This window comes from Alteriqipengyuania triglochinis (assembly GCF_054655655.1).
In genome coordinates, this window is sequence record NZ_BAAHNC010000001.1 from 1,111,440 (window position 1) to 1,128,279 (window position 16,840).

The following is a 16,840-nucleotide window of genomic DNA, read 5'->3' on the forward strand; positions in this document are numbered from 1 at the left end:
AGGGTCTTGATGGCGTCAGGCCGCGTCGGCCAGCTGCGCGGACTGGCCCATCCGCTCGTGATTGTTGAACGCGGCGAGCAGGGCCTCGGCTGCGGCGATGACCACATCGGTGTGCTGGCTGCGGCCCGAGATCGCCATGCCGTCGACCATCAGGCCGACCTCGATTTCCATCTCGCGGCTGAGCTGGTGCGCATCGACCCGTTCGAGCGTGCCGGTCTCGACTTCGGCGGCGACGCAGAACGCGTCGGTCAGGGCCTCGAACGGACCGGTTCCGTGGCCGATCGTGGTCAGTCGGCCGCGCGTGGCGTGGTCCAGCGTGAGCTTGGCGGTCGGGCGTTCGCTCGCCTTGGTGCCGGTGCGCATCTCGACCCGCACCAACTCCCACGCATGGCCGCGCCCGTCCTCTGCCAGCAGGTCGCACAGATCGTTGTCGGTCACTTCGCGCTTGGTATCGGCGAGACGCTTGAAATCGGCATAGAGCTTCTCGAACCGGTTATCGCCCAGCTCGCCCTGGCCCAGCGCCTCGAGCCGGGCGCGCAATGCGTGCTTGCCCGAGTGCTTGCCCAGCACCAGCGCGTTGGAGGGCAGGCCGATATCCTCCGGGCTCATGATTTCGTAGGTGCGGCGGTCGGCGAGCACACCGTGCTGGTGGATGCCCGCCTCGTGCGCGAAGGCATTGCGGCCCACGATCGCCTTGTTGCGCGGGGGTGCATTGCCGGTGACTTCGCCCAGCAGGCGGCTCACCGCGAAGATCTCGCGCGTTTCGACGCCGCTGGTAGCCTGGTAGTGGTCGGGCCGGGTCTTGAGCGCCATCACCACCTCTTCCAGCGCGCAATTGCCCGCACGCTCGCCGATGCCGTTGATCGTGCATTCGACCTGGCCCGCACCGCCGCGCACCGCGGCTAGGCTGTTGGCGACCGCCATGCCGAGGTCGTTGTGATTGTGCGTCGAGAAGACGACGTGATCGGGCCGCGCGACATTGGCGGTGAGGTCCGCGAACAGCGCGTAGATTTCTTCGGGAGAGGTATAGCCGACCGTATCGGGCACGTTGAGCACGTCGGCCCCGGCGGCGGCCGCGCATTCGAGCGCTTCCTTGAGGAAGGCGGGGTCGGTCCGCAGCGCATCCTCGGCCGAGAATTCGATTTCGGTAAAGCGGCCCTTGGCCATCTTCAACGCCCGCTCGATCGTCGCGAGCGCTTCGGGTTTTTCCATCTTGTGCTTGGCCGCCAGGTGCAGGTCGCTGGTGCCGAAGAACAGATGCAAACGGCTGCGCTTGGCCGGGCCCAGGGCGCGCTCGGCGGCAAGAATGTCGCCTTCGGTCGCGCGCGCGAGCGAGCACAGCATCGGTGCATCGGGCAGATAGCCGATCTCGCTGGCGATCGCATGGATCGCCTCGGCATCGCCGGGGGAGGCGGCGGCGAAGCCGACCTCCATCACGTCCACCTTCAGCTTGCTGAGCGCATGGGCGAGCTTCAGCTTCTGCGCGGTGTTCATGGAGAAGCCGGGGGCCTGCTCCCCATCGCGCAGGCTGGTGTCGAAAATCGCGATCTGGCGCGGCGCTGCTTCAGGCTGTTGCGGCACGGGCTACCTCCATAACGGGCGGGGCATTGGTCAGGCGGATGGTCGTTTCGACATCGCGCAGGCGATCGACCTGGCGCAGCAGCGTTTCGGTCCGCCGGCTCTCGTCGCGCGGCTCGAGCGCGAGCGTCATCACCGCGCGGTCGCCGTCGCTGCCCATTTGCATCGAACGCACATCGAAGGCGCGCGCCTCGATCACGCCGAGAATGCGGCGAAGGGCCCCTTCGATGCAGCGAAATTCAATCCGGATATGTTCGATGCTCATGGTTTCTTCTCCATCATTTCGGCATTCGATTTGCCCGGCGGCACCAGCGGCCAGACGTTTTCCTCGGGGTCGATGCGGACATGGGCGAGGATGGGCCCGCGCGCCGCGATCAGGCGGTCGATCGCGCCGTCGACATCCTCGCGCCGCTCCACGCAGAACGCCTCGATCCCGAAGGCATTGGCGACCTCGACGAAATCGGGATTATCGCTCAGGTCGACCTCGGAATAATTGCCCGCGAAGAACAGCTCCTGCCACTGGCGCACCAGCCCCAGCATCGCATTGTCGAGCAACACGATCTTCACCGGGATCTGGTAACGGCGCAGCGTCGCCAGTTCCTGAATGTTCATCTGGAACCCGCCGTCGCCGCAGATCGCGAAGACGTCGCTTTCCGGCTCGGCCAGCTTGGCACCGATGGCGGCGGGCAGGCCGTATCCCATCGCGCCCAAGCCGCCGCTGGTCAGGTGCGCCTGCGGGCGCGAGAAGCGGCAGTGCTGCGCGACCCACATCTGGTGCTGGCCGACATCGCAGGCGGCGACAAAGCTGTCGCCCACCCGTTCGGACAGGCTCTTCAGCAGCGCGGGTGCATAGACGCCATTGCCCGGCGCATCGTAGCGCGGCGCATGATCGGCCTTCGATTTTGCGCAGGCCGCGGTCCATTCGTCGATATCGCCACGGGCGAAGTCGATCGCGCCCAAACTCGCCTTCAGGCTGCCGCAGACCGCCGCGTGGGCGACGCGCAGCTTGCCGAACTCGGCGGCGTCGGTGTCGATATGGACGACGCGCGCGTGCGGCGCGAATTCGGCCAGCTTGCCGGTCGCCCGGTCATCGAACCGCGCGCCGAGCACGATCAGCAGATCGCTCTCCTGCACCGCCATGTTCGCGGCGCGATGGCCATGCATGCCCAGCATCCCCAGCATCGCGGGATGATCGGGCGTCAGCACGCCCAGACCCTGAAGCGTCGCGACTGCGGGAATACCGCTTTCCTCGACGATGCGGCGGACCATTTCGCTCGCCTTGGCGCGGGCGATCCCGCCGCCCAGATAGAACAGCGGCCGCGTCGCGCTCGCGATCATGTCTTCGGCCTGGGCGATGGCATCGGCGCACGGGGCCGGGAAAACCTCGGCCTCGCTACGGCTGCGTCTGGGCGCCTGGCACGATGCCTGCTGCACGTCCTTGGGCAGGTCGACCAGCACCGGACCGGGGCGACCGCCCTCGGCGATGGCGAAGGCTTCCGCCAGCGCAGCGGGAATATCCGCCGGATCGCGCACGATCATCGAGTGCTTTACGATCGGCATCGTCATGCCGAAGATGTCGGTTTCCTGGAAAGCGTCGGTGCCCATCATCGGCTGCGCCACCTGCCCGGTGATCGCGACCATCGGGACCGAGTCCAGATAAGCATTCGCGATCCCGGTGATCAGGTTGGTCGCGCCCGGGCCCGAAGTAGCCAGGCATACGCCCGCCCGCCCCGTGATCCGGCCGTAAGCATCGGCGGCGAAGGCCGCCGCCTGCTCGTGACGGACCAGTATGTGGCGCGTCTTGCCGTGTGCGATCGCATCGTACACCGGCATGATGGCCCCGCCGGGGTAACCGAACACGCATTCCACGCCGAGCGCGGCCAGCGTGTCGACGACCAGCTGGGCGCCGGTTCGAATGGCGGGCTCGGTATCGGTCTCCGGTTCGGGACCGGGCTTTGGCTGTGTCATCGCGTTCATGGCTCTCACTCGGGGGCAGCAGGAAGGCGCGCTTACGCGGCCTTCTGCTCCTTTTTCTTCGCGTCGGTCTGCAACCACGGCATCATCGCGCGCAGTTCCTTGCCGGTGGCTTCGATCTGGTGGCCCAGATCGGCCGCCTGCATGCGGTCGTATTCCTTCTTTCCGGCCTCGTTCTCGGCGATCCAGTTCTTGGCGAAGGTGCCGTCCTGAATGTCGGTCAGGATGTCCTTCATCCGGGCGCGGGTCTCGTCGTTGATGACGCGCGGGCCGGAGACGAGATCGCCGTAGATCGCGGTTTCGGACACGAACTCGTGCATCTTCTCGAACCCGCCTTCGTACAGCAGGTCGACGATCAGCTTCAGCTCGTGCAGGCATTCGTAATAGGCGATTTCGGGCTGGTAGCCCGCGTTCACCAGCGTCTCGAACCCGGCCGCGACCAGCTCGGTCGCACCGCCGCACAGGACTGCCTGTTCGCCGAACAGATCGGTCTCGGTCTCTTCGCGGAAGGTCGTCTCGATCGCGCCCGCGGTGGTCCCGCCGATCAGGCTGGCGTAGGCCAGCGCACGTTCGCGCGCTTCGCCCGTGGCATCCTGGCGCACCGCGAACAGGCAGGGCACACCCGCGCCGCGCTCGTATTCGCGGCGGACGAGATCGCCCGGGCCCTTGGGCGCAACCAGGATCACATCGATCCCGTCGGCGGGCTGGATGCGTTCGTACAACACGGTGAAGCCATGCGCGACCAGCACGGCATCGCCCTGTTCGAGGTTGGGCGCGATCTCGCTCGCGAAGATCGCCTCGTGGCTCATATCGGGCGTCAGCAGGGCGACCAGCGAGGCGGCTTTGGTCGCCTCGGCGACCGACATCACGGTGTGTCCGTCGGCGCGCGCCTTCGCCGCGCTGGGCGAGCCATCGCGCAGGCCGATGATGACCTCGCATCCGCTGTCCTTCAGGTTGAGCGCATGGGCACGGCCCTGGCTGCCATAGCCGATGACGGCGACGGGCTTGCCCCGCACCAGTTCGGGCTTGGCATCGGAATCGGTGTAGACGGTGATGGTTTTCGGCATTGGTCGGGTCTCTCTTGCTGCGTTCTTACTGGGTGACGGGAGGGATCGTCGTCGCGCCGTAGGCGGCGGACGAGACGAGGCGGGCGTATTTGTCGAAAGCGCCCCCCATGCGGTTGGGTTCGCGCGGGGTGTGCGCCGCGCGGCGCGCATCCCAGTCGATATCGGCGTCGATCCGGCGGGCATCGGCATCGATACGGATGGTGTCGCCTTCCTCGATCAGCGCGATCGGGCCGCCGACTGCCGCTTCGGGCGAGCAGTGGCCGATCACGAAACCATGGCTGGCCCCGGAAAAGCGGCCATCAGTGATCAGGGCCACCTCTCCGGCGAGGCCCTGGCCCGCGATCGCTGCGGTCACCGCCAGCATTTCGCGCATGCCGGGGCCGCCGCGTGGGCCTTCGTGGCGGATGATCACGACATCGCCCGCCTTGATTTCGTTGGCGGAGACGGCGGCGAAGCACGCATCTTCGCCATCGAACACCCGCGCCGGACCGGTGAAGGACTGCGCGCCGTAGCCCGCGGTCTTCAGCACCGCGCCCTCGGGGGCGATATCGCCGTACAGGATGCTCAGCCCCCCGGTCGCCTTGACCGGGTCGGCGGGCGACTTGACGACCTGCTGGCCTTGGGTCTCTTCCGCATCGTCCAGTTCGGCGAACAGGCTGCGCCCGGTCACGGTGGGCGTATCTTCCAGCATACCGGCTTCGGCCAGCCGCTTGCCGAACAGGGGAACACCGCCCGCCTGATAGAGATCTCGCGCGAGGAAACGCCCGCCCGGCTTCAGATCGGTGATGACGGGCACTTCGCGCGACAATTCGTCGAACGTCTCGATCGGGAAGGCGAAGCCCGCCTCCGCCGCGATCGCGGGCAGGTGCAGCACCGCGTTGGTGGAGCCACCGCTCGCCACGACCGCGGTGGCCGCGTTGCGGATCGAGGCGGGGGTGAAGAAGGTGCGGGCCGACGTGCCCTCGTGCGCCAGCTTTGCAGCCAGCCGCCCGCAGCGCGCGGCTTCGACGCGCTTGGCGGCGTCGGTCGCGGGCGGATCGCCCGAACCCATCGGGGAAATGCCCATCATCGCCAGCGCCATCGCCATCGTGTTGGCGGTGAACTGCCCGCCGCACGCGCCCGCGCCGGGGCAGGCTGCGCGCTCGACCTTGTCTAGCTCGTCGTCGCTCATGTCGCCCTTGGCATGCGCGCCGACCGCTTCGAACACGTCCTGGATCGACAGGTCGCGATCGCCCAGCCGACCCGGCAGGATGGTGCCGCCGTAGAAAACCAGGCCCGGGATATCGAGCCGCGCCAGCGCCATCGCGGCGGCGGGGATGGTCTTGTCGCAGCCGACCAGGATGACCGCCGCATCGAGCGAGTGGCCCTTCACCGCCAGTTCGATCGAATCGGCGATCAGTTCGCGGCTGATGAGCGAGGCGCGCATCCCCTCGCCGCCCATCGTGATGCCGTCCGAGACGACGATGGTGTTGAAATCGACCGGCGTCGCCCCGCCGCCGCGCAGGCCTTCGCGAATCGGCTCGGCCAGCTGGTCGAGGTGCATGTTGCACGGCGTGATCGTCGACCAGGTGTTCACCACTGCGACCATCGGCTGCGCCATCTGCGCATCGGTGTAGCCCGCACCGCGCAGCATCGCACGCGCCGGGGCCTTGGCCGGTCCCTTGGTGATCGCGTCGGAGCGTTTGGAAGAATTTTCAGTCATCACATTGTCCCGGAACGGACCCAATAAAAAACCCCGCCATCCTGTTCGGAGAGCGGGGCTTCGGGAGGTCCGTCTGGCTAAGCCTAGCCGATGGGCACTCCCCCCCGCTGAATAAGAAGTACGAGTACAAGAATGAGGAGCAGCACAAAGGCCTGCGCGTTCAGCACAGTCGCTTTGGCAGTACGGATGGCGGCCTTCGCCTGCATTCGTCGATCCTCGTACGCGCAGCACGATTGCTGCGGTGCGGCGACGTTTATATCACCAGAGATTAAGATCAAGCAAAAATATTACCAATTTCCAGTGGAACGGGTTCTTTAGAACCTGAGGCTGCTCGAAAGGCCCACCAATCAGGTGCTTGCACTTGCTGCCGCGCTTTATGCGAAGATCCGCAGCAGCGCCGGACGCCGCCCCCGATCAAGCAGGGCCGAGCGCTGGAATTCCCACAGACGATCCCATAGCGTTGGCGCAGGAAATTCAGGGACAACAACAGGCATGACGGGCACCTCCGACGACATCGTCACCGGTTACGAGGAAACCTTCGACTGGCCACCCTTCGAAGGCGTCGCGCGCCCCTACCTCCTCGCCACGGTGCCCCGATCGGGAAGCACGTTTTTCAGCCACTTGCTGTGGGCGACAGGCTGTCTGGGCGCGCCGCTGGAATATCTCAATTTCGAGCCGACCGGCCCCTTCGGCGCAGCCCACGGATCGCCCGAATCGCAAAATGCACTCTGGCAGCGCGTTGTTTCCCGGCGGACCTCCCCCAACGGAATCTTCGGCCTGAAAGCCTTCCCGCTGCAATTGGAGCTGCTCGGCCAACATAATCCACAGCTGCTGGCCCATACGATGCGCTTCTTCCTGGCTCGACGCGCGAGCAGCAAGGTCGTCCAGCTGCGCCGCCGCGACCGGGCGGCACATGCCATCTCGCTTGCGCGGGCGAGCCTCAGGGGAGTCTGGAGGCAGGAACAGGAAAGCGACGGTCAGGCCGAACCCGCCTATTCCGCTGCGATGGTGGAGCGGGCGGAGCGAGAGCTAGCCGCGCAAGAAGACGCTTGGGGGGCGATGTACCGCGACCTTTCGATCACGCCCCTGGTGATCTGGTACGAAGATCTGGTGGACGATCCCGCAAGGGCGGTCGGTGCGGTGGCAGAGTATCTCGGAGTGACGCTAAATCCCGATGCGGTAGTCGACGTACCGAAAATCAGGCGGCAGGCGCAGGAAGGGGCGTTAGCCTGGAAGCGGCAGCATGCGTCCCGATAAAGGCGCGGGCCCAGGCGTCTCATCCGTATGGTCAGACGGTGCCGGTTTCGTCATAGATACACAGCACTACGGGGAGGCAAGATAATGAACGACAGCCAAAACGGACCTTTTTCGACGCGCCGTCAGGCGCTGAAGCTCGGTGCCGGCGCGGCGGCTGCGATGGCATCGGCCAGAGCGTTCGCGCAGGAAGCGCAGGGCCAGCCCCTGATGGGCAATCCAAACCTGCCGCAGCCCGCGGGCAAGCGGATGCGCTGGGCCATCGTCGGCCTTGGCACGTTCGGCGTCGGTCAGGTCATCCCCGGCTTCGATGGTGCGCGCTATTCGCGGATCACCGCCTTCGTGTCCGGCAACCCGGAGAAGGCGCGCAACCTCGGCAATCGCTACGGCGTGTCGCGCCTCTACGATTACGACAATTTCGATCGGATTGCGGACGATGAAGAGATCGACTGCGTGTACATCGTCCTGCCGGTGGGCCTGCATGCCGAATACACGATCCGCGCGCTCGACGCGGGCAAGCATGTGCTGTGCGAAAAGCCGATGGCCTCGACCAGCGCCGAATGCGAGGCGATGATCGCGGCGGCGAAGCGCAACAACCGCACGCTGGGTGTCGCCTACCGGGTGCAGTTCGAGCCGAACAACATGCACGTGCTCGAACGCGTGCGGAACGGCGACCTCGGCGCGATGCGCTTCGTCTCCGCCGATCACGGCTTCAACGCTAACCCCGACTTCCCGCCGCACAAGTGGCGGCTCGACAAGGTGCTGGGCGGCGGCGGCTCGATGTACGATATCGGCGTCTACGGCATCAACACTTCGCTGATGATGCTGCCCGGCGACACACCGGTGTCCGTATCGGCATATGATTCCACGCCCGCGGGCGACCCGCGCTTCACCGAAGTCGAGGGCGCGATGGAATGGCGCATCCGGATGGCCAGCGGGATCACCGTTCAGGGCTCCTCGTCCTACTGCTGGAACCCCTACATCTCGCGCCAGCACTATTTCGGCAGCGAAGGCTCGATCGAGATGAACCCGGCAACGACCTATTACGACAACCGTATCCGGGCAGAGATCGGCGGGGCGCCACGCGAATATACCGCCGGCATTGCCGCCAGCCAGTTCGCCGCGCAGGTCGACGGGTTCTCGCAGGCAGCCCGCAATGGCGAGGCCCATCGCACCCCCGGCGAGATGGGCTTGCGCGACATCCGACTGATCGAGGCGATGTACGCCAGTGCCGCGGCGGGCGGGCAGATCGTCGAGGTCTGATCCCGCCGCGCTGCGTCCAGCCTAGAAGGCGAGGCTCACGGCTTCGCCTTCGTAGGTCACCGTGCGGCCTTCTTCCGCCGCGAAGACGTCGCCGCCTTCCGTGCCATCGTGCAGCACCACGGTGACCGCGCGGGTCTCGGCCATGCCGGGGAATGCGCCCTCGCGCGCGCCAATCGTCAGCGTGCGGGTGGCATCGTCCCACGCCATCGGGATGCGGGCATACTCGCCGCGGGTGTAGCCCATGTCGGTGCCCTGATCCTCGTAGAGCGAGAATGCCCCGTCGGCCCCGGCGAAGACATGCACGGTCAGCGGGCCTTGCGGGTTCTCGCCGGTCCACTGCACGTCCTGCCCCATCGGCACGATCGCGCCCGCGCGCACGAATAGCGGCATGCTCTCGCGCGGAGCGGCAGCGGTAATCGTCTGCCCGCCCGCCAGCTTCGCGCCGCTGCGCGCATCATACCAGTCCGCGCCCTGCGGCAGGTAGACCTCGCGGCTGCGCGCCTCGTATTCGCTCACCGGAGCGACCAGCAGCGACGGGCCGAACAGGTATTCGTCGTCGATGCCCCATGTCGCGCGGTCGGCCTCGAAGTCCATCACGAGCGGGCGCATCATCGTGCCGTCATCGTAATGCGTGCCCGCCGCGACCGTGTAGATATAGGGCATCAGGCGATAGCGCAGCTTGTGATACGCGATCAGCGCATCGCGCATTTCGGGGTCGCCCTCGCTGATGATCGGCGTCTCGCGCAGCGGGAATTCGCCGTGGCTGCGGAACAGCGGAGTGAACGCGCCGAACTGGAACCAGCGCAGGTACAGCTCGCGCCATTCGGGCAGGTGCTCCGGGTCCTCGCTCGAATAGCGCTGCTCGACCGAGAAGCCGCCGATATCGTGCGTCCAGTTGGGGACGCCCGCGACGCTGAGGTTCAGCCCGGCGCTGATCTGGTCGCGCAGGTCGTCCCACCGCGCGGCGACGTCGCCCGACCATAGCGCCGCAGAAGCGCGCTGCACGCCACCGAAACCGCTGCGGGTCAGGATGAAGGGCCGCGTGTCGGGCTGCGCCTCGCGCAGGCCTTCGAACACGCCCTCGGCGTGGACCAGCGGGTACGAGTTGAAGATCGCGGCGCCCGGCGTGTCGGTCGCGGCGGAATACATCTGCCGCTTGCGCTCCTCGACCGAGAGGTTCGAATGCCAGTCGGGCTCGGTCGCATCCATCCACCAGGCATCGAAGCCCAGCGGCAGCAGATCGTCCTTCATCTGCCGCCAGTAGATGTCGCGCGCTTCCGCGGGATAGGGATCGTAGAAGGTGTTGGGATAGCCCTTGCCCACCCAGTCGAGCTGGCCCGCCTCCAGCGGCCGCTCGTACAGGTAGCCCTTCTCGCGCAGTTCCTCGCCGTTTTCGGTCGTGGGATAGAACTTGGGCCAGACCGACAGCATGATGCGACCGTTCAGATCGTGCACCTCGTCCACCATCGCCTGCGGATCGGGGAAACGATCGGGATCGAAAGCATGGCTGCCCCACGCATCCTCGGGCCAGTAGAACCAGTCCTGCACGATATTGTCGATCGGGATGTCCTGATCGCGGTACATCCGCATCACATCCAGCAACTCGGCCTGCGTGTTGTAGCGCTGGCGCGACTGCCAGAAGCCATAGGCCCAGCGCGGCATCATCGGCGCCTTGCCGGTCAGGCGGCGATAGCCCGCGATGGCATCGTCCATCGTCGGCGCAGGCACGACGTAATAATCGATCGCCCTGCCCGCTTCGCTCGCGAAGCTGACCGAGTGGCGATCGGCTTCGGGCAGCGGGTCGGCATGTTCGAGCGCGATGTAGCCCTGGTTAGGCTCCCACTCGATGCGCAGTTGCACCGGCTTGTCCTCTTTGAGGGCCAGTTCAAAGTTGTGGTACCACGGGTTCCAGTTCTGCCGCCATCGGTCGAGCACCAGCTCGTCGTCCGCGTAAACCTTCACGTAACTCGATGAATAGAGGCGGAATTTGTGCGTTCCGCTGTCCTGCGGATCGAACGTGCCAGTCCACACGACGCGCTGCTTCTCGATCGCATTGCCCTGCGTATTCTGCCCGGTGGTCGCGGCCTCCACCGCCGCCTTGGCCGCTTCCGGCCAGCGCTCCTGATCGGACAAATACTTGTAATCAATGGCGTTTTCGGCCTGCTCCACCACCATCCGGTCGCCAAGATAATAGCGCGCATTCCAGTCCAGCTGCAGCTTCTCATAGGGCTCGGGGTCGCCAACCCGCGTGATCGAGGCATTATCCCACAGGATGCCGTAGCCCCGGGTCGAGACCAGATAAGGCACCGTAATCGCCATATTATGCTGGGCGAGTTCCAGATCCTCGCCATTATAGTTCATCTGGCGGTTCTGGTGCTGGCCGAGGCCGTAGAGCCCCTCGTCGGTACCGCGGTTGAACTGCACGCGCGTGGAGTACCAGCGCTGCCCTTCCACCTCGACCGGATCGATCCGGCGCGCGTCCGCATGTTCTTCCAGCAACACCTTGCCCGCCGCATCGCGCACGATCAGCGCACCGTCTTCGTAGGAGACGGTGGCGGAGCCTTCGGGCGTGCGCAGGACGGCCTGATCGCCCTGCTCCGTCACCTTCGGATCGCCGTCGGGATCGGCGACGACCTGTGCGGTCGCGCGCTCCTCGGGCAGCGTTTCGCCCGCGGTGATGCGCAAGGTGTCGTCGCCATACGCCAGCACGCGGACCTTCTGCCCATCGTCGGTGGTGACCACCATGCCATGCGGAACCGGCGCCACGTCGCCCGCGAGCGCAGTGCCCGAGAGCGCCGAGCCCAGCAGCGCGGATGTGATGATAGCGCTAACAAAATTTGGCCGTGCCATGCAGTATCTCCCCTCGCCTGAATCGCCGGGACGTTTTCACCACGTCGGTCCGTACAGGTCTTTGGCGACCGTTTAAGTCGGTCACCGGTATGGGGCAAGCACCACCGGAAAATGTTCCTTCCGATGTGCACCTTCGGGGATTCCCCCCTTGCCCCACGAGCGTTTTGACGGAATGATACCGCTCACATAGAAAGCGCGGGTTCAGGCTGCGCGATGGAGAGGGTGGAATGACGAACTGGGCGAAGATGGCGAGCATGCTCGCGCTGGCGACTGCTGCAAGCGCGTGCGCGACGACGGCGGACACGGCGAGCGGTGCCCCGCAAACCACGGCTGCGACAACCGCGCCGGGTGCCGGGCAGGCCCATCCCGAGATCTGGCCGTCCTACGATTACCCCGTGACCGTGCCAGCCGAAGATAGCGCGATGATCGCCGACCTGCTCCAGCGGATGACGCTGGAAGAGAAAATCGGCCAGCTGGTGCAGGCGGACCTGTGCTGCGTCACGCCCGAGGATGTGAAGACCTACAATCTTGGCTCGATCCTCGTCGGCGGCAACAGCGGCCCGAACGGCAACGACCTCGCCCCGGCACCCGACTGGCTGGCCGCGGCAGACGATTTCTACGAGGAATCGGTCGACACCAGCGACGGCGGCGTCGGCATCCCGATCGTGTGGGGGACGGACGCGGTCCACGGCCATTCGAACATCATCGGGGCGACGCTGTTTCCCCACAATATCGGCCTCGGCGCGGCGCGCGATCCCGAACTGATCGAACGGATCGGTGCAGCGACCGCCAAGGAAATCCGGGTCACCGGGCAGGAATGGACCTTCGCGCCCACCGTCGCCGTGCCGCAGGATTTCCGCTGGGGCCGCGCCTATGAAGGCTATTCCTCCGATCCCGATCTCGTCGCTTCCTATGTCGGCGCGATGGTCCGCGGGCTGCAGGGCCCGCCCAGCAACGACGATCTCCTCGCCGGTCCTTACGTGATCGCGTCGACCAAGCACTTCCTTGCCGATGGCGGCACCGACGATGGCGTCGACCAAGGCAACAGCTCGGTCAGTGAGGAAGAGCTGCGGGACATCCACGGAAAGCCCTATGGCCCGGCAATTGCCGAAGGCGTCTCCACCGTCATGGTCAGCTTCTCCAGCTGGCAGGGCAAGAAGATGACCGGCAACAAGTCGCTCGTCACCGATGTCCTGAAGGGCCGGATGGACTTCGGCGGTTTCGTCGTGTCCGACTGGAACGCGCACGGCCAGGTCGAAGGCTGCACCAACGAAAGCTGCCCCGAAGCGCTGATGGCGGGCATCGACATGTACATGGCGCCCGATACCTGGAAGGCGATCTATGCCGACTTGCTCGACAAGGCGCGCAACGGCTCGATCCCCATGGAACGCATCGACGAGGCGGTGACCAAGATCCTCGAGGTCAAGGCGCGGCTCGGCCTGTTCGAGGCGGGCAAGCCCTCCGACCGGCCACTGTCGGGTGATTACGACCTGCTCGGTGCGCCCGAACATCGGGCGGTCGCCCGCGAGGCGGTGCGCGAGTCGCTCGTCATGCTCAAGAACCAGGGCGTGCTCCCGCTCGCCCCGGGCGGTCGACTGCTGGTCGCCGGCGAAGGTGCCGACGATATTGCGCGCCAATCCGGCGGATGGACGATCAGCTGGCAGGGCACGGGCCTGTCGAACGATCTCTTCCCCGGCGCAACCTCGATCTTCGATGGGTTCCGCGAGGCGGTCGAAGCGGGCGGCGGCACCGCCCAGCTCTCGCCCGACGGCAGCTTCACGCAGAAGCCCGACGCAGCGGTCGTCGTCTTCGGTGAGACGCCCTATGCCGAGTTCCAGGGCGACCGCGACACGCTGGCGCTCGATGCCGACCTGACCGGCCCCTACGCCACGATGGAGCGGCTGAAGGCGCAGGGCATCCCCGTGATCGCGCTGATGATCACGGGCCGCCCGCTCTACGTGAACGAAGCGCTCAACGATGCGGATGCCTTCGTCGTCGCGTGGCTGCCCGGTTCCGAAGGCGGCGGCATTGCCGATGTGCTGGTCGCCAAGGAAGACGGAACGCCGCACTACGACTTCGCGGGCAAGCTGCCCGCCGCATGGCCGCGCACGCCCGTGATGGCGGACGGGGAACTCTACCCCTTCGGCTATGGCCTCACCTACAGCTCGACGCCGGGCGCATGGAACATGCTGCCCGAGATCGACGCGAGCGCGGCGGGCGATACGCGCGTCTGGTTCGCCAACGGCAAGCCGGCGGCAAGCTGGTCGCTGCTGGTCGACGGGCGCACCGCGAGCGACCAGATCCGCGTGACCACCGTACCCGCGGAGGCAGCCAATGGACGTATCCGGGTGACAGCGGAAAACTTCATCGTGCAGGAAGGTGCGCGGCGCTTCGCAGTGGACAGCGGAGCTGCCGGTGTTTCGCTGCGCAATTTCGAGGCGATCGATCTCGACCGCGAAACCAATGCCGATATCCAGCTGCTCTTCACCGCCAAGGTGTGGGACGCGCCCGACAGTGCAACGATCGGCACTGGCAGCGCGGAAGATGGGACCCAGGTTACGATGAACCTGCCCGAAAGCGCCGAGTGGGTGCGCTATGGCATTCCGCTCAAGTGCTTCCGCCAGAAAGGCGCGGACATGTCGGCGCTGACCCATCCCTTCGTCCTGTCGACGCAAGGCAAGACCGACTACGCCATCGGCGAAGTGCGCTTGGGGATGGACGCCGAGGTCGAGCTACCCTGTTCGTAAGATAACGCTCGCGCTAGGGCGGGCGGCATGAATCCGATCGAGGAAATCGCGCCGCCCGACCGCGCCACCTTCGAAGGCGAGGTCCGCCCACGCTACACACCCGTAGTGATGCGCGGCCTCGCGAAGGACTGGCCGGTCGTGGCGGCCGGCCGACGGTCGGCCGAAGACGCGCTCGCCTATCTCGAGCGGCTCGACAGCGGCGCGCCGGCCGACATCATGCTCGCCCCACCATCGGAAAAGGGGCGCTTCTTCTACACGCCCGACATGCGCGGGTTCAATTTCCAGCGGCAGAAGGCCACGCTTACGCAGCTCGCGCGAGAGCTGCGCCGGATTGCGCCTGACCCGCAGCCCATCGGCGTCTATGCCGGAGCCGCCCCCGCTGCATCGCATGTGCCGGGGTTCGAGCGGGACAATCCCTTCACGCTCGGCGGGCATGAAAGCGGCGCGATCACGCGCATCTGGCTGGGCAATGCGACGCAGGTGGCGACCCATTTCGACCTGTCGGACAATTTCGCGGTCGTCGCGCTCGGCAAGCGGCGCTTTACGCTCTTCCCGCCGGAGGCAGTCGGCGACCTTTACGTCGGCCCGCTCGACATGACGATGGCAGGCCAGCCGGTCAGCATGGTCGATCCTCTGGCGCCCGATCTGGAGCGCTATCCGCTCTACGAAAAAGCACAGGAACTGGCGCTGACGGCCGAGCTGGAGCCGGGCGATGCGATCTACATCCCCACGCTATGGTGGCACCACGTCCAGGCCAGCGCGCCGATCAACATCCTCGTCAATTACTGGCACAACGACGCCGTGCATGGCGGCGGCTTCCTCGCGCTGATCCACGCGATCCTCGCGATCCGCGACCAGCCGCCGGGCCAGCGCGAGGCATGGCGCGCATGGTTCGACCATTTCGTGTTCGGGGAGGATGCGGCGGGCGCGGCGGACCATCTGCCGCCACCCGCCCGCACCGTTACCGGACCCGCCTCGCCGGAGCGCGACGAGCGGATCCGGCGGTTCCTGGTGAGCGTGCTGAGCGGGCGCTGAGCCCGCTCAGAACAGGGTCTAGTGGGCCGAAGCGCCCTCTGCCTCGCGGACAGGTACCGTGCGGCCCGCGGTCAGGGCAAACGCGCACAGCAACGCGTAGCACACGCAGGGGATGATGAACGCCGTCGTATAGTTGCTCGCGTCCGACACCGTCCCGACGAGGACGGGAATGGCCGCCCCGCCCACGATGCCGGTGCACAGCATTGCCGACGTCGCTTCCTCGCTCGCGGTGGAACGTTCGAGCGTCAGGGTGAAGATCACCGGGAACATGATCGAATTGAACAGGCCGATCGCCAGCGCGACATAGCCCGCGCTCACCCCGCCGACCGCAAAGATGTAGAGACACATCGCGCAGGTGATAGCTGTGAACAGCGCCAGCAGGCGGTTCGCCCTGACGAAATAGAGCAGGCCGCTGCCGACCAACCGCCCGACGAAGGCCCCGCCCCAGTAATAGGAGACGAGCTTGCCTGCATCTTCCAGATTGATGCCCCAGGTGTTGTCGCTTTGCAGGAACAGCGCCATCTGTGCGCCGATGGCGACTTCCGCCCCGACATACAGGAAGATTGCGCCCGCACCCAGCACCGCCCAGCGCGACGACACCGCATTGGCGAACAGCTGCGCGATGTTCTTGCCCGATCCGATGACGGGCGCCGCGCCGGACACCGTCTTGCGCGCGAGGAAGAAGAACGCGAACAGCGCAATCAGCAGGCCGCAGATCCAGAAATAGGCCGTATCGATGCCGAGCAGCGCGTTGTCGCGCACCTCTTGCGTCAGCGCCACGCCTTCCTCGACCTCGACGCCCTTGAGGAACAGGAGCGACCCGAGAAGCGGCCCGATGATGGTGCCGAAGCTGTTGAAGGTCTGCGCCAGCGTGAGGCGGAAGTGGCTTTTGGCAGGATCGCCCAGCGCGGCTGCCAGCGGATTGGCCGCAACCTGCAAGATGGTGATCCCGCTCGCCAGCACGAACAGGCCGAGCAGCACGAGGTTGTAATTGGCCACGTTCGCCGCACCCAGCATGATGAGACACGCGATCACCATCATGGCGAGCGCCAGCAGGATCGCGGGCACCGCGCGGATCTTCGCGATCAGCGCGGCCGCGGGGAAGCTCACCAGTCCGTAGGCGATGAAGAAAGCGGAAGCGGAAAGCATCGCCTGCCGGTCGCTCAGCGTGAAGATGCCCTTCACCGCTGCCACCAGCGGATCGATCAGGCTGGTGATGAAACCCCACGCGAAAAACAGCGTGGTAACAGCGATGAACGCTGCCAGCTGCCCGCTACGACTTTTACTCATCCGGCATTCCCCCCTCGGTATTTCAAAAGCTTTACCAGTAACCGGCCATTATGGTAGCGCTACCGGAAAGGCCGGTCGAG

At 66.1% G+C, this 16,840-nt stretch carries 11 protein-coding genes; 4 read left to right on the forward strand and 7 right to left on the reverse strand.

All coding sequences use genetic code 11. The annotated features are described in order from the left end of the window. Positions 1 to 15: 15 nt before the first annotated feature. Genes ACYQ0L_RS05400 through ilvD form a run of 5 tightly spaced genes read right to left on the reverse strand, consistent with a single transcriptional unit; the run spans position 16 to position 6,321 of the window. Positions 16 to 1,581 carry a 2-isopropylmalate synthase gene (locus tag ACYQ0L_RS05400; RefSeq protein WP_459787930.1) on the reverse strand — a complete coding sequence of 522 codons (1,566 nt, stop codon included), beginning with the start codon at positions 1,579 to 1,581 and terminating at the stop codon, positions 16 to 18. Next, on the reverse strand, positions 1,565 to 1,843 hold the full coding sequence (locus ACYQ0L_RS05405) for an ACT domain-containing protein (RefSeq protein ID WP_459787931.1): 279 nt from the start codon (positions 1,841 to 1,843) through the stop codon (positions 1,565 to 1,567). Before ACYQ0L_RS05405 ends, ACYQ0L_RS05400 begins: the two co-directional genes overlap by 17 nt. Then, a complete protein-coding gene (gene ilvG / locus ACYQ0L_RS05410; RefSeq protein ID WP_459787932.1) occupies positions 1,840 to 3,555 on the reverse strand; it encodes an acetolactate synthase 2 catalytic subunit in 1,716 nt (571 codons plus the stop codon). The genes ACYQ0L_RS05405 and ilvG overlap by 4 nt, the downstream gene beginning before the upstream one ends. A gap of 32 nt (positions 3,556 to 3,587) precedes the next feature. After that, on the reverse strand, positions 3,588 to 4,619 hold the full coding sequence (gene ilvC, locus ACYQ0L_RS05415; protein WP_459787933.1) for a ketol-acid reductoisomerase: 1,032 nt from the start codon (positions 4,617 to 4,619) through the stop codon (positions 3,588 to 3,590). A gap of 25 nt (positions 4,620 to 4,644) precedes the next feature. Then, a complete protein-coding gene (gene ilvD, locus ACYQ0L_RS05420; protein WP_459787934.1) occupies positions 4,645 to 6,321 on the reverse strand; it encodes a dihydroxy-acid dehydratase in 1,677 nt (558 codons plus the stop codon). 492 nt (positions 6,322 to 6,813) lie between these two features. Here ilvD and ACYQ0L_RS05425 point away from each other — a divergent pair, with 492 nt between their 5' ends. Both ACYQ0L_RS05425 and ACYQ0L_RS05430 read left to right on the forward strand, forming a co-directional pair. Next, positions 6,814 to 7,578, forward strand: coding sequence for a Stf0 family sulfotransferase (locus ACYQ0L_RS05425; protein ID WP_459787935.1), 765 nt, complete (start codon positions 6,814 to 6,816; stop codon positions 7,576 to 7,578). An 84-nt stretch (positions 7,579 to 7,662) separates the two neighbouring features. Further along, positions 7,663 to 8,838: a Gfo/Idh/MocA family protein gene (locus ACYQ0L_RS05430; protein ID WP_459787936.1), complete on the forward strand. Its 1,176-nt coding sequence runs from the start codon at positions 7,663 to 7,665 to the stop codon at positions 8,836 to 8,838. 21 nt (positions 8,839 to 8,859) lie between these two features. On the opposite strand, the gene ACYQ0L_RS05435 is transcribed toward ACYQ0L_RS05430, so the two are convergent. Then, complete coding sequence (locus ACYQ0L_RS05435; protein WP_459787938.1) at positions 8,860 to 11,688, reverse strand: glycoside hydrolase family 31 protein; 2,829 nt, start codon at positions 11,686 to 11,688, stop codon at positions 8,860 to 8,862. 227 nt (positions 11,689 to 11,915) lie between these two features. Here ACYQ0L_RS05435 and ACYQ0L_RS05440 point away from each other — a divergent pair, with 227 nt between their 5' ends. Further along, the gene (locus ACYQ0L_RS05440; RefSeq protein WP_459787939.1) at positions 11,916 to 14,435 is read left to right on the forward strand and encodes a glycoside hydrolase family 3 protein; all 2,520 of its coding nucleotides are present in this window, start codon (positions 11,916 to 11,918) and stop codon (positions 14,433 to 14,435) included. A 27-nt stretch (positions 14,436 to 14,462) separates the two neighbouring features. Beyond that, on the forward strand, positions 14,463 to 15,470 hold the full coding sequence (locus tag ACYQ0L_RS05445) for a cupin-like domain-containing protein (RefSeq protein WP_459787940.1): 1,008 nt from the start codon (positions 14,463 to 14,465) through the stop codon (positions 15,468 to 15,470). A gap of 18 nt (positions 15,471 to 15,488) precedes the next feature. On the opposite strand, the gene gluP is transcribed toward ACYQ0L_RS05445, so the two are convergent. Next, the gene (gene gluP, locus ACYQ0L_RS05450) at positions 15,489 to 16,760 is read right to left on the reverse strand and encodes a glucose/galactose MFS transporter (protein ID WP_459787941.1); all 1,272 of its coding nucleotides are present in this window, start codon (positions 16,758 to 16,760) and stop codon (positions 15,489 to 15,491) included. Positions 16,761 to 16,840: the final 80 nt, after the last annotated feature.